The sequence below is a fragment of the Embleya sp. NPDC020630 genome, assembly GCF_044334985.1.
Taxonomy (GTDB): Bacteria; Actinomycetota; Actinomycetes; order Streptomycetales; family Streptomycetaceae; genus Embleya.
In genome coordinates this window covers 456,930-470,401 of the sequence record NZ_JBIRUB010000001.1, presented here as the reverse complement: position 1 = coordinate 470,401, position 13,472 = coordinate 456,930, and the positions used below count along the sequence as shown (strand labels likewise).

The 13,472-nt window shown below is 71.4% G+C and carries 9 protein-coding genes; 3 read left to right on the top strand and 6 right to left on the bottom strand.

The annotated features are described in order from the left end of the window. Positions 1–227: 227 nt before the first annotated feature. Complete coding sequence (locus ACH4XV_RS01955; RefSeq protein WP_395786176.1) at positions 228–2,006, top strand: cholesterol oxidase substrate-binding domain-containing protein; 1,779 nt, start codon at positions 228–230, stop codon at positions 2,004–2,006. Here ACH4XV_RS01955 and ACH4XV_RS01950 read toward each other — a convergent pair. Then, positions 1,998–2,495: a hypothetical protein gene (locus tag ACH4XV_RS01950; RefSeq protein ID WP_395786174.1), complete on the bottom strand. Its 498-nt coding sequence runs from the start codon at positions 2,493–2,495 to the stop codon at positions 1,998–2,000. The genes ACH4XV_RS01955 and ACH4XV_RS01950 overlap by 9 nt on opposite strands. A gap of 249 nt (positions 2,496–2,744) precedes the next feature. Here ACH4XV_RS01950 and ACH4XV_RS01945 point away from each other — a divergent pair, with 249 nt between their 5' ends. Next, positions 2,745–6,092, top strand: coding sequence for a hypothetical protein (locus tag ACH4XV_RS01945; RefSeq protein WP_395786172.1), 3,348 nt, complete (start codon positions 2,745–2,747; stop codon positions 6,090–6,092). A 14-nt stretch (positions 6,093–6,106) separates the two neighbouring features. On the opposite strand, the gene ACH4XV_RS01940 is transcribed toward ACH4XV_RS01945, so the two are convergent. From ACH4XV_RS01940 to ACH4XV_RS01920, 5 genes are all read right to left on the bottom strand, one after another. Then, positions 6,107–6,856, bottom strand: coding sequence for a hypothetical protein (locus ACH4XV_RS01940; protein ID WP_395786170.1), 750 nt, complete (start codon positions 6,854–6,856; stop codon positions 6,107–6,109). Between the two features lie 87 nt (positions 6,857–6,943). Then, entirely contained in the window at positions 6,944–8,308 is a 1,365-nt protein-coding gene (locus ACH4XV_RS01935; RefSeq protein WP_395786168.1) for a carotenoid oxygenase family protein, read from the bottom strand. Positions 8,309–8,530: 222 nt separating this feature from the next. Then, positions 8,531–9,598 (bottom strand): threonine aldolase family protein, encoded by a 1,068-nt coding sequence (locus ACH4XV_RS01930; protein ID WP_395786166.1) that lies wholly within the window; start codon positions 9,596–9,598, stop codon positions 8,531–8,533. Beyond that, a complete protein-coding gene (locus ACH4XV_RS01925; protein ID WP_395786164.1) occupies positions 9,580–10,281 on the bottom strand; it encodes an SDR family NAD(P)-dependent oxidoreductase in 702 nt (233 codons plus the stop codon). Before ACH4XV_RS01925 ends, ACH4XV_RS01930 begins: the two co-directional genes overlap by 19 nt. A 99-nt stretch (positions 10,282–10,380) precedes the next feature. Further along, positions 10,381–11,766, bottom strand: a complete 1,386-nt coding sequence (locus ACH4XV_RS01920) for a DUF6421 family protein (protein ID WP_395786162.1) — start codon at positions 11,764–11,766, stop codon at positions 10,381–10,383. 358 nt (positions 11,767–12,124) lie between these two features. On the opposite strand from ACH4XV_RS01920, the gene ACH4XV_RS01915 reads away from it, so the two are divergent. Then, positions 12,125–13,423, top strand: coding sequence for a nucleobase:cation symporter-2 family protein (locus ACH4XV_RS01915; RefSeq protein ID WP_395786160.1), 1,299 nt, complete (start codon positions 12,125–12,127; stop codon positions 13,421–13,423). Positions 13,424–13,472 lie beyond the last annotated feature (49 nt).

Here is a 13,472-nt window from a genome sequence, read left to right as displayed (position 1 = left end):
AACCACCCCGAACCCGCCGCCTCGGCACGCCCGGCACGGCCCGCACCGGCACGGCATCGCACGGCGCCCGGATCCGTTTCTCCGCCTCCGCGCCGTGGCGTTCGACATCACCGCTCCACCTTGCTCCTCGGCACGCAGCAGATCGATCTTCCGGAACCGGAACCACCGATTCCGCATGTCGAATTCCCCCGGGCTGCAGGCCCTCGGGACGCCCGAAAGGCATCCTGATGCCCCGACCGAACCAGCCGGACCCGCATCCGAACCCGAACCCGAATCCCGACCTCGACCCGAGCCTGTCCCGTCGCGCGGTGCTCGGCGGCCTCGCCGGCGCCGCGCTCGTCGCGGCCCAGTGGACCCCCGTCGGCTTGGCCCCCGCCGCCGGGGCCGCCGCCCCGCCGTCCCCGCCCGACTTCCCGGCCGGCATCACGCTGGGCGTGCAGCAATACCGGAACTGGTCCGGCGAGATGCGTGCCGACGACGTCTGGACGGCGGTACCCGCGCACCCCTCCGACGTGGTGACCCTGGCCAACTGGGCGCGCGCCAAGGGCTATCGGCTCCGCCCGCGCGGCATGAGCCACAACTGGTCGCCGATCCTGATCCCGCCCGGCGCGGACACCTCGCGCACCCTGATGGTGGACACCACGCGAAACCTGACCTCGCTGGTGATCAATCCGGGCTCGCCCACCACGGTGACCGTCGAGACCGGATGCAGCGTCGAGCGCCTGCTCACCAAACTGGAGGAGGCCGGTCGCGGGATGATCGCCACCACCGCCCCGGGCAAGCTGAGCGTGGGTGGGGTGCTGGCCATCGGCGCACACGGCAGCGGCATCCCGACACCCGGCGAAACCCTGCCCCAGGGCGGCACTTACGGCACGTTGAGCAACCTGGTGACGGCCCTGACCGCAGTCGTGTGGGACCCGACGGCCGGCGCCTACGTCCTGAAGACCTTCCGGCGCGACGACCCCGAGATCGGCCCCTTCCTGGTGCACCTGGGCCGGGCCTTCGTCACCGAGGTCACCCTCCAGACCAACACAAACCAACGGCTGCGCTGCCAGAACTTCTACCACGACCAGATCGGCACCCTGCTCGGCCCGCCCGGCGGCTCCGGCAAGAAACTCGCCGACTACCTGCGCGACTCCGGCCGGGTCGAGGTGATCTGGTTCCCGTTCACCACGGTGCCGTGGCTCAAGGTGTGGAGCGTCGCGCCGAGCAAGCCGTGGGTGTCGACTCAGATCAACGCGCCGTACCCGTACACGTTCGCCAACTTCGTCACCGAGGATCAGGCGAAATTCCTCGCCGACATCGCCACCGGCAACGTCGGCGGAACCGAGGTGTTCACCAACGCCGAGATGGCGGTGGTCGGTTCGGGTCTGATCGCGACCTGGACCTGGGACATCTGGGGCTGGGCGAAGAACACGCAGCTCTTCGTCGAACCGACCACGCTGCGCATCCACGAGGGCGGCTGGGCGGTGCTGACCGCGCGAGCGAACGTACAGCGGGTCCTCAACGAGTTCTTCGTTCGCTACACGGGCCTGTTGAGCGCGTACAAGGCCAACGGACAGTATCCGTGCAACAGTCCGATCGAGTTGCGGGTGACCGGCGTGGACCGGGCGAGCGAGGTCGTGGTCGCGAACGCGGTCGAGCCGACCCTGTCCGCCGCCCGCCCACGCCCCGACCACCCCGAATGGGACACCGTGGTCTGGCTCGACGTCGCCACCCTGCCCGGCTCCCCCGCCAACCACGACTTCTACCGGGAGATGGACTCCTGGATCTGGGCCAACTACACCGGCAACTACGCCTGTGTCCGCCCCGAGTGGTCCAAGGGCTGGGCGTACGGCCTCGGCGGCGCCTGGACCGACACGGCCGCCGTGACCGGCCGCATCCCGAACGCGTTCCGCACCGGCCTGCCCACGACGGCGAACTTCGACACGGCACGCGCCACCTTGAACAAGTACGACCCGGGTCGTGTCTTCGCCAACCCGTTCCTGGACGTGCTCCTACCCTGACCGCCCACCCAACCAGCCGTCATCCAACGACCCGTTGTCGTCGTACACCACGAACTCCCGCTCCACCGAGGCGATTTCGTACCCGGACAGGGCGGCCACCAGGTCCTCCGCAGCCCGGGTGGCCGCCACGTCCCCGACCCCGTGGCAGCGCTGCGTGACAAACCGCTCGGCCCGCCCGTCCGCCCGGACCCGCCGGGCGTTGTACGACAGATGCGCCCCATGCCGCAGCACCTGGGCCACCAACCCGCCCGACTCGGCGGCACGCTCGGCCAACACCAGCTTCACGTGATGCTCGAAGTACATCCCGGCCCCGAGTTCCCGCGCCCTCGCGTCCGTCCGAGGCACGCCCGGATGCCACGGCGCCACCTCGATCTTGGTCCGCGTCACCCGATGCCCGCCCCGCGCCAACACATCGGCCAACTCCGCGGCCCGCTCCCGAGCCGCCGGCAGGGTCGTGGTGGCCCGCTCGGTGACCATCGGCTGTGACACGGTCCGCCCTCGCGCCAACACGATGTGCGTCACCCCGACCCCGACCTCGGCGGCCCACCGAACCAACCCGTCCACATCCGGGGTCCCCACGGTGACATGCGTCTCGAAAAGCCCGACCGCCACCCCGGGAAACCCCGCGCCACCAACCTCACCCGACCCATACACCCGCCCATCCTCCCAGGCGGGGGCACCACGAACGACGCAATAATCGACGACTCCCCGAGCACACGGGTCCGCATAATGGCCCGCATGCCCACCGATGCGGACGCCCTGCTCGCCGCTCTGGACCCGCTCCCGTACCGGGAACGCACCCGAGCACTCGCCCACACCGCAAGGCGCCTGCACGCGTCCGACCAATTTCCCGCTCTCCTGGCCGACTTGGCCGGTCGCGACGGGTACACCCGCAGCCTCGCCCTGACCCTGGCGATCATCGGCGGCGATGTCCCGCACGTGATCCGGGCCACCCGAGACCCCGACCCCACTCTGGCCGGCCGCGCGGTAAGCGCCGCCCGCACCCTCCCCATACCCGACCGGGTCCTGGCCGACCTGCTCGACGACGCCCCCGCCGTGCTGCGCGCCTCGATCTACCGCGTCCTGCGCACCGGGCGGCGCACCGCGTTGGCCGATCGGCTGATCGGCGACGTGCTCGCGCTGCACGGACCGGTCGAGGCGGCCCGGGTGTTGTCGGCCTGCGGTCCGACCACGGCGCTCGCGTACGCGGACCTGCTCGGCCGAGCCGGGGCCGCGGTGATCCGCCGCCACCCCGAGATCGGCTGCGCGGACGCGGAACGCCGACTCGCCGCGCTGCCGGCCTCCGATCGCGACGCGTGGTGGGCGGGGCCGGGCGCCGACTTGGTCGCGGCCGGTGCGCGATTCCCGCTGCGCGTCCTGGACCTGATCGAGCGTCACCCCCCGCGCGGGCCCCTGCACTGGGCGTTCGTCACTCGGATCGGGTGGTTCGTCGCGGCCGACCGGCCCCGGGTCCTGCGCCTGTTGGCCGCCTCCGAGCGGCGCGGGCCGACCGTGTCCAGGCTCAGCGGGTGCGCACTGCGCCGACTGGTCGGCGCCGGTCCGGACTCGCCCGAGTTGATCGCGCTCGGTCGTACGTTGCGCACCGACGAACGTGCGCTGGTCCGGCTGCTCAAGGCGATGGCGCCGGCCGTGCGGGGCGAGTTCCTGGACGCGGTGCACGCCGATCGGGATCGCACCCGGGATGTGCTCCCCGGCGACCTGCTCGACCTGCTTCCGCACGACCGCCGCCGGGCCGAGGCGCGCCGCATGCTCGCGCTGCCGGCGATCGCCGAGAACGAATCGCGCCGGTCGGCGTTGCTCGCGCATCTGCCGTTCGCCGAGGTGGAAAGCGAACTGGTCGCGGCGACCCGGCGGTCCGACCCGAGCGCTCGTGCCGAGGGTTACCGGCGGTTGATCTCCTGCGCCGCCCGTACCCGCGATCCCGACACCTTCGGCGCCGTGTTGCGCTCGCTGACCCGGTTGCGCAACGAGCAGGACCCGGTGCGTCGCGCGGCCCTGTCGGCGCTTGCCGACGTGCATCCCGCGCTGTTCGGCCCGGATGCGCCGGATGTGCTCACCACGCTGACCCGGGACGCGCTGGATGCGCGCGACCTCTCGTATCCGACCCGGGCCGCGCTGATCGATCTGGCCGGCCGGCTGCTCACCCATCACGTGCTTGGCGCGGCGCCGGAATCGGTCGACTGGGCGCTCGGCGTCTTCGAGCAGGTGGCGGGTCGCTCCGGCACGATCCCCCTGACCCGCCTGGTCGAGGGGCTGCGCCGGGGGCGCGAGCGGGGGATCCTGGCCGCGTTGCTGCCCGGGATCCGGGCCCGGGTCGATCGGGGCGACCACCGGTTGCTCTTCGCCCTGGCGTACGCGTTCGGCCGGCGTGCATGGGACCTGGAGGCGTTGCAGGAGCTTTTGGGCCGGGCCGCCCGCGACCCCCTCCCCGAGGTCGCCCGGGCCGCGATCCCGCCGTGGCTGGCCGACCCCCGGCAACGGACCCACCGTGTCGCGGAGTTGGTTGCCTGGGATCCGTCGACGGGGACCCGGTCGGACGTCCTGTCCGCCCTCGTCCGGCACCGCACCGATCTGCTCGATCCGTATCTCGCGGGACGGCCGCCGCGAGGCCGGTTCGCCCCGAAGGACGTGCGATGGGTACCGGACCTGTCGCCCGACGAGGTGCGCCGACTGCTGCCCCGACAGCGCCGGGCGTACGCGGCCGGGCTGGTCGCCCTCGCCGACGACGCGGGGCAGCACGTGGCGACCCGGGTGCGGGCGATCCATCGGCTGGCCCGGGTCCCGGAGTTCGGCCGGGCCGCGTTGCCCAAGTATCTGGACGCGGCGGAAGTTCCCCTGGTGGAGGCCGCTATGAGTGGGCTCACCCATACCGACGACCCGGGCGCGGCGCTGCCCACCCTGCTGGGCCGCGTCGGCGACGACCGCGCCAGGGTCGCGGCCTACGCGCTGTCCCGGGCCGCCCGCTACGTACCGCCGAGCGTGCTGGAACCCGCGCTGTGTGCGGTCCTGTTCGGGCCGGCCAGGGTGACCGCGCGCAAGGAGGCGGCCCGGATCCTGTCGGCCACGGGGGTGCCCGGTGCGGTGGACCTGCTGGCCCGAGCCTGGTCGCTTCCGGATCAACACCGCGATGTGCGCCTGGCGATCCTGTCCCGGCTGGCCGACCGGCCCGACCATGAGGCGGCCCGGGCGGTGTTGCGGGAGGCGGTCGAGGGTCCGCGTGAGGCGGCGCTGATGGTGCTGACCACGCGACCGGACAGCCTTCCGCCCGGTTGGCGGGCCCATTACGCGGAGTTGATTACCTTCGCGTGTGCGAGCCCGGACCCGGAAGTCGCCCGAGCCGCGTATCGGACCTTTCCGCACTGGGCCCGCCACGCGCCCGCCGGAGTGGCCGCGATCCGCGACGCGGTCCTGGACCTGTCCGGGCACGTCGGGTGGCGGGAGGCCGCGGACGCGCTGCATGTGCTGACCGTCGACGGCGCGGCCCCGGGCGCCTACCTCGCCGTGATCGAGGCGCTGATCGCCCTCGACCGGGCCCCGGATGTGCCGAACGCCGAAGCGGATCGGGACCGCCCGGCCCGCCGTCGGCTCGAGGTGCTGCTCGGCTGGGCACGGGCCTGGGCGGAGCGCGAACCGGTCCACTCCGAGCCGGTGTTGCGCCCGGTCCGGGTCGTGTTGGCCGCCGAACCGGAGTTGCGCTTCGCGGCGGCGCGTCTGACCGCGTCGGGCATCCCGCTGACCGGCGACGCCGTCGAGGCCGATCTGTCCGCCCTGGTCGCCCTGTGCGCCGATCGTCCCCTCGCCGCGCTCGGCGCCGCCGACGTCCTGCGCGATCGGCTGACGCGGGCCGGCGCCCCGATCGACTCCGCCACACTGCGGCCGGTCGCCCGCGCCCTGGCGGCGAACCCGGCACCGGCGGCCGGGCTGTTCGGCTGCACGCTGGTCCGGACCGTCGGCGCCGCCGCCGGTTGGCCGATCGCATGGCGGGCCCTTCTCCGCGTGTTGCGCGCCCATCCCGATCCGGACGTGCGCGAGACGGCGTTGGCGGTGAGCACCGGACGCGAATAGGGCGAACGGCCCGGTCAGCTCTGCTCGGTGCGCAAAAGCCGCAGGAACGCCTTGATGCCGGAGATGACTTCCTGGTTGTCCGTCAACTGGCTGATGGTGTCCTCGAAGCGGCGGCCGAGGGCGTCCACCTTGCGGTCCGCCTCCTGGAAGCGCCTCGTGGTGTCGGCCGCCGCGAAGACCGTCGTCTCCTTGAGCTGCTCGATGCTCTCCAGCAACTCCTTGGTGCGGGTCTCCAGGGCCTCGACCTTGGCCTTGAGCGCCGTGACGTCCTGGTTGACCGCGAGCACGTCGTCGCGGGGGTGGGTCACCTCGCGCAGCATGGCGCGCAGCCGCTGGGACAGGTGCTCCGCATACGCCTGACCGGGTCGAAACAGGGTGCTGAGCAGGTAGAACCCGGCGAACCAGTAGCCCACCACACCACCGGAGATCCAGGTGATCAGCGCGATCACCGCGGCGGAGAGCACGTGTGCGCCGATCGCGCCGCAGAGCAGTCGACGGGCCATCCGGCGGGCCTCGACGTCACGCCCCTCCGGTACCGCCAGGCCCCGCTCCCGGCTGATCGCGATCTCCGTGATCACCCGCTGGGCCCGGAAGTACAGGTTCCACGGCGCGGTCAGCACCAGGATCAGCCAGAACAGACACACCGCCCCCGCCCCGAGCGAGAGCAGATCCGCCAATGACGTGTCCTCGACGAAATACAGCACGATGCCCAACGCCGTCGTGCCGACGAACAGCAGAACCGCAAGCAGCCTGGTCGCACCCACCCGAATCGCACTCCCACCCCACCCGGCGCCCGGCCCACCCGAGCACGCTGCTCGGACTGTAGAGCACGAAGATCGGCGTGGTCGGGTTCAGCCGTCGGCAACCGATCCGTCGGGGTCGGGAATCCACGAACCATGGATACCGGCCGGTACCCGGCGCGGCAGTTCGACGACCGCGATCGGCGGCGCGGTGATCCTGCGCGCGTCGAGCACCAGCAACTCCGAGGCGTTCCGGGCGAGATCACCGACCACGGTGAGCAGGTAGCCGTCGTCCTCGGCGGTGCCGCCCTCGGCCGGCACGAACACCGCCTCGCCGGGCATACGGTCGCGCCCCTGCCCGGCGATCCACCGCTCCCCGCTCACCCGGTCGTACTTGACGATCGCGTACTCGCGCAGTCCCGCCCCGGGAAAGGCCGACACGTAGCCGAATCGGTGCGGCCGGCCCACCGCGCGGGCATCGATCTTGGGGAACTCGACCACCAGCGAGTCCAGTTCCTGCTCGCCCGCGACTCCCGAGGCCGGGTCCAGGATCCATCGGTGCGAGGTCGCGCCGACCACGGGTGATTCGGGGTAGCCGGGCGCGCCCACCCACCACCGCCAACTCGTCTCCCACGCGGCGCGATCGAACCTCGGCGCCTCCAGCACGATCCGCCCGCGCGCGTCCTCGTACGCGTTGGCCACATGCAGCACCATCCCCGGCGACACCTCGAACCAGGTCGGTACGGCCGGGCCGGTGCGTGGCATCACGCCGATCCGGGGCGCGTAGGACTCGCTCCAGCGGTAGGGCACACCGGAGGACTCGGCCGGGTTGAACACCACCGGCAGGTCGAGCCAGACCACATGACGTCGCGTCAGGCCGAAGTCGTGCATCAGCGACGGCCCCGCGCCGCAGATCACCTCACTGCGGATGATCCGCCCCCGGGGCGAGGCGACGTGGTAGGTGAGATACGGCGGGGTCGGCGAGTAGCCGAAGAAGTGCAGTTCGCCGGTGCCCGGATCGGTCTTGGGATGCGCGGTCATCGCGGTGGTCAGCCCGCCGGCGAAGTCGTACGGACCGACCGTGTCCAACTCGCGGGTCACCTCGAACGGGAGGTTGGCCTCCTGGAGCGCGAGCAGCCGCCCGGCGTGTTCGACGATGTGCGTGCCGGCGATGCTCGCGGTCAGGTCCACGCTGCCGTCCGCGCGCACGTACGGCGCGCCGTTCCACGCTGGGGTGCGTACCCACCGGTTGCGGTACCACTCGGCCCGGCCGGCCCGCAGCCGGATGCCGTGCAGCATGCCGCTGCCCCGGAACCAGTGCGACGGCACGTCACCGGGTCGCGGGTTGTGCCCGTTGCGGATGTAGCGACCGTTCAGCTCCGGCGGAAGCATGCCCCGAACCTTCAGGTCGCGCCGGTCGATCTCGTCGGCGACGGGTGCGAAGTGCTCGGCGAGATAGGGCTTTCGCAGGTCCACGACGGCGCGCTCCGATCACCTGGGTCGGCGACTGTAGCACCTGCCGCCGCCGATCCGGCACCCGAGGTGAACGCGCGCTCGCCGACCCGTGCGCCCCGAAAGAAGTCCGCAACCGGCCGGAAACCGACACCACTTCGAGGTAGACGTGACAAAGCCTCGGCAATACGCGAAGGCGGGCCGGGGCACCCGCCCCGACCCGCCCACCGCCGCGCGCCCGTTCGGCTAGCGCGCGTCCAACTCCTCGGCCAGCGCGGTCGCGAAGGCGTCGATGTCCGCCTCGGTGGTGTCGAACGCCGTCATCCAGCGCACCTCGCCGATCGACTCGTCCCAGGTGTAGAACCGGAACCGCTTCTGCATCCGCTCGGTCACATCCGCCGGCAGCACCGCGAACACCGCGTTGGCCTGCGGCATCCGGGACAGCGTCACGCCCTCCAGGCCGGCGACCTTCTCGGCGAGCAGCGCCGCCATCGCGTTCGCGTGCCGCGCGTTGCGCAGCCACAGGTCGCCGGAGAGCAGCGCCTCGAACTGCACCGATACGAACCGCATCTTGGACGCGAGTTGCATCGCCGCCTTGCGCAGATACTTGATGCCGCGCGCCGCGTCCGGGTTGAGCACGACCACGGCCTCGCCGAACATCAGGCCGCTCTTGGTGCCGCCGAAGGACAACACGTCCACGCCCACGTCCGTGCTCAGCGCGCGCAGCGGCACGTCCAGCGCGGCGGCGGCGTTGGCCAGGCGCGAGCCGTCCAGGTGGGCGAGCATGCCGTGGTCGTGCGCGTGCGCGACCAACGCGGCGATCTCGTCCACCGTGTAGACCGTGCCCAGTTCGGTGCTCTCGGCGAATGAGACAACCCTCGGCTGGGCCCGGTGTTCGTCGCCCCAGCCCCACGCGTGCGTGTCCACGAGTTCGGGGGTGAGCTTGCCGTCGGGGGTGGCCACGGTGAGCAGCTTCAGGCCCGCCACCTTCTCCGGCGCGCCGCACTCGTCCACGTTGATGTGCGCGGTGGTGGCGCAGATCACCGATTCCCAGCGGTCGGTCATCGACTGCAGGCCGACCACGTTGGCCCCGGTGCCGTTGAACACCGGGAACACCTCGGCACGTTCGCCGAAGTGGGCGCGGAAGACCTCGGTCAGGTGCTCGGTGTAGACGTCGTCGCCGTAGGAGATCTGGTGTCCGCCGTTGGCCGTGCCGATCGCGGCCAACACCTCGGGATGTATGCCCGCGTAGTTGTCGCTGGCGAAACCGCGCGCGTCGGGGTCGTGACGCGGGGTCAGGGGGCGTTCAGGCACAGTCGTTTCCCGTTCAGGTCGATGGCCGGGGTGCTCCACAGACCCGCGATCTCGGCGGCGAGATCGGCGACGTCGGTGAATCCGGCGAACTTTGCGTTGGGTCGGGCGTCGCGCATCTCGTCGTTGACGAGCGCCTTGACCACCAGGATCGTGGCCGCCGCCTCGGTGTCGGTGAACGCGTCGGCGAGCGCGAGGGTCCAGGTCTCCGCCGCGGCCTTGGCGGCGGCGTAGCCCGCGTTGCCCTGGGTCGGCTGTCCGGCCGCGGCGGCGGAGATCAGTACGAACCGGCCGCGCGGGCTGCGCGCGAGCGCTTCGTGGAAGGCCAGCGTGGTGTGCTGGAGAGTACGTACGAGCAGGTTGTGCAGCAGGGCCCAGTCGTCGAGCGAGTTGTCGCCGAACTTCTTGCCGCCGCGCCAGCCGCCGACCAGGTGCACCAGCCCGTCCACCCGGCCGTGCTCGCGCTCGACCTCCTCCGCCCAGCGGCGGGTGGCGTCCGGGTCGAGCAGGTCCACCACCGCGCCGTGCGCCCCGGGCGCGGCGTCCACGCTCGCCCGCAATCGTTCGGCGTTCGCGTCCGCGCCGTACACGTGCGCGCCGGCGCCGACCAGCCGTTCGAGCACCGCCCGTCCGGTGGGTCCACCCGCGCCCGCGACCGCGATCACCGCGCCTTCGAGACCGTTCATCACTGCGACTCCTCGTTCACGTGCCGTTCGTCCTGCCCCGTACCCCGGTGGGCGCCTGCCGCACCCATCACGTCGGTCGCGTCCGTCGCATGCGCACGGTCACGACACCGCGGCCTCCCGCTCGGGCGCCTCGATCGGGCCCACCGGCGAGGCGTCGGCGGTGATCCCGCGTGTGGACGCGATCACGTCGCGCAGCCGCCGGTTCAGCGCCTCGTAGAACATGCTCAGCGGGAACTCGTCGGGCAGCACCGCGTCCACGAGCGCCTTCGGCGGGCCGTCCATCGGCAGCGCGGCGGTCCCCTTGGCCCACACCGACCCCGGGTGCGACGGCACATACTTGGCGACCAACTGGTAGCCGGCCAGCCAGTGGCCGACCTTCGACCGGTCGACTCCCTCGCGGTAGAGCCGGTCCACCTCGTCGAACAGGCCGAGCACCGCGTCGGTGATCCGGTCCCAGTCGATGGTGAGCCGGTTGTCCGACCAGTCGAGCACACCCGCGCGGTGCAGGTAGGCGAACAACAACTGCCCGCCGAGCCCGTCGTAGTTGCGCACCCGCCCACCGGTGACCGGGAAGCGGAACAGCCGGTCGAAGATCACCGCGTAGCGCACCAGCGGCGCGGTCGGCTCGCCCTCCGCGGACAGCGCGACCGCCTCGCGGAACGCGGTCAGGTCGCAGCGCAGCTCCTCCAGGGCGTACATCCAGAACGGCATGCGCTGCTTGATCATGAACGGGTCGAACGGCATGTGCCCGCGCATGTGGCTGCGGTCGTGGATCAGGTCCCACAACACGAACGCGTTCTGGGCGAGCTGCTGGCTTTCGACCAACGCCTGGGCCTCCGGCGGCAGTTCCAGCCCGAGAGTGTCCGCCGCGGCGGTCCCGACCCGGCGGAAGCGGGCCGCCTCACGGTCGCAGAAGATGCCGCCCCAGGTGAACCTGGGTACTTCGCGGACGGCCACCGTCTCGGGGAAGAGCACCGCGGAGTCGGTGTCGTATCCGTCGGTGAAGTCGACGAACGCGAGCGGCACGAACATCGCGTTGTCGTAGCGCGTCGCCTCCAGGTCGGCCAGCCACTGCGGCCACACCACGCGCAGCAGGACCGCCTCGACGTTGCGGTTCGGATTGCCGTTCTGGGTGGTCATCGGGAAGACCACCAGGTGCTCCAGACCGTCCCGCCGGTTCTGCTCGGGACGGAAGGCGACCAGCGAGTCCAGGAAGTCCGGGCGAGCGAAGTCGGCCTCGGCCCAACGGTGGAAGTCGGCCACGACGGCGTCGAGGTACGCCTCGTCGTACGGGAACAGCGGGGCGAGCGCCGCGATGGCGGCGGTGATGTCGGCGACCAGGAGACGGGCGGCAGCATGCCCGGACGGCTCGATCGAGCCGTCCTTGGCCTGAAGCGGACGCAGGTCGGCAACGGCTTCCTTGAGCACCGGCCACTGCGGGTGGTCGACGGCGGTACGGACGGCTACGCGGGTCATGTCGGACATGAAACCCCCTCAGGGAAACGCAGGAACCACGGTCAGACGAACCTATGTCAAAAGAATTTCACGTGGCAAGGCCGATTCAAACGCAATCTTATCGTCTCCAGTGCGTTTTGCCCGAATAAGTTGAGAATGCGATCACTGGCTCGCCGACCGAGCCGCCGACAGCTGTGGCTATTGACCGCCGATCCGACCCCTCCCTGCAGTCTCGTTCTGTTCTACGGAATACTGATTCTGCATCACGAAAACCGTTGGTCAGGGGAACGCCCCGGATCCGCATCCACTCCCGCTGCCCGAACCTGCGATCCCGTACGCCAATGGGCCGGACCGTCCCCGCGACGGCATCCGATGTGGAGGCACGGACATGGGCTGGAAAATCACCGGAAGATCCGCGCAGGCGACCACGCATCCCGTCGACGAGGTCCTGCCGCCCGGGCGCATGCTGGTCGGCGCCCTGCAACATGTGGCCACCATGTACGCCGGCGTCGCCGCACCGCCGCTGATCATCGGCGGCGCGCTCGGCCTGCCCCCCGCCGAGACGACCACGCTGCTGGGCGCGAGCCTGCTGATCGCGGGCCTGGCCACGCTGCTCCAGACGATCGGCTTCTGGCGGATCGGCTCGCGACTGCCGTTCGTCAACGGCGTCACCTTCGCGGTGGTCTCGCCGATCCTGGCGGTGGCCGCGGCCAAGCAGGACGCGACACTGCCGGTGATCTTCGGCTCGACCATCGTCGCCGGCGTGTTCTGCCTCGTGCTCGCCCCGGTCTTTTGCCGACTGGTCCGCTTCTTCCCGCCGGTGGTCGGCGGGACGGTGATCACCCTGATCGGCGTGTCCCTGCCGCCGGTGGCGGGCAACTGGGCGCAGGGCGGCGACCGGAAGGCGGCCGACTACGGCTCGATGACCAATCTGGGCCTCGCCGCCGCGACGCTGGTGGCGATCCTGGTCCTGCATCGGGTGCTGACCGGATTCGGGCAGCGTGTCGCGGTCCTGCTCGGGCTGCTCGTCGGCACGCTACCGGCCATCCCGTTCGACCGGGTGGACGGGGACGCGCTGAGCGGCCTCGCGATGTTCGAGGTGCCAAGGCCCTTCGCCTTCGGGGCACCGCAGTTCGACGTATCGGTGACCGTGTCGATGCTCGTGGTGATGATCGTGTGCATGACCGAGTCGACGGCCGACATCATCGCGCTGAGCGAGGTGGTGGACAAACCCGCCGACGACCGCACCATCGCGGGCGGGCTGCGTGCCGACGGCCCGGCCACCGCGTTCGGCGGCGTGTTCAACGGCTTCGCCTGCACCGCCTTCGCGCAGAACATCGGACTGGTCGCGCTGACCCGGATCCGCAGCCGGTTCGTGGTCGCGGTCTGCGGCGGCTTCCTGGTCCTCATGGGCCTGATGCCGATTGTCGGCGGCCTGGTCGCGCTGGTCCCGCAGCCCATACTCGGCGGCGCGGGCGTGGTCCTGTTCGGCACCGTCGCGGTGGCCGGCATCCGCACCCTGGGCAAGGCCGATCCGAACGCCGGCTCCAATGCGCTGATCGTGGCGGTCGTGCTCAACCTGCTGCTCAACCACACCAGTCGCGCGGGCGGCAAGGCGCCCGCCGAACCCACCGACCCCGCCGTCACGTTGCCGGCCCAGTCCGCCCAACAGCCCACTCGAGCATGACCACATGCACGTGGGCCCCGCCGAAGTGTTCGGCGGGGCCCACGTGGTG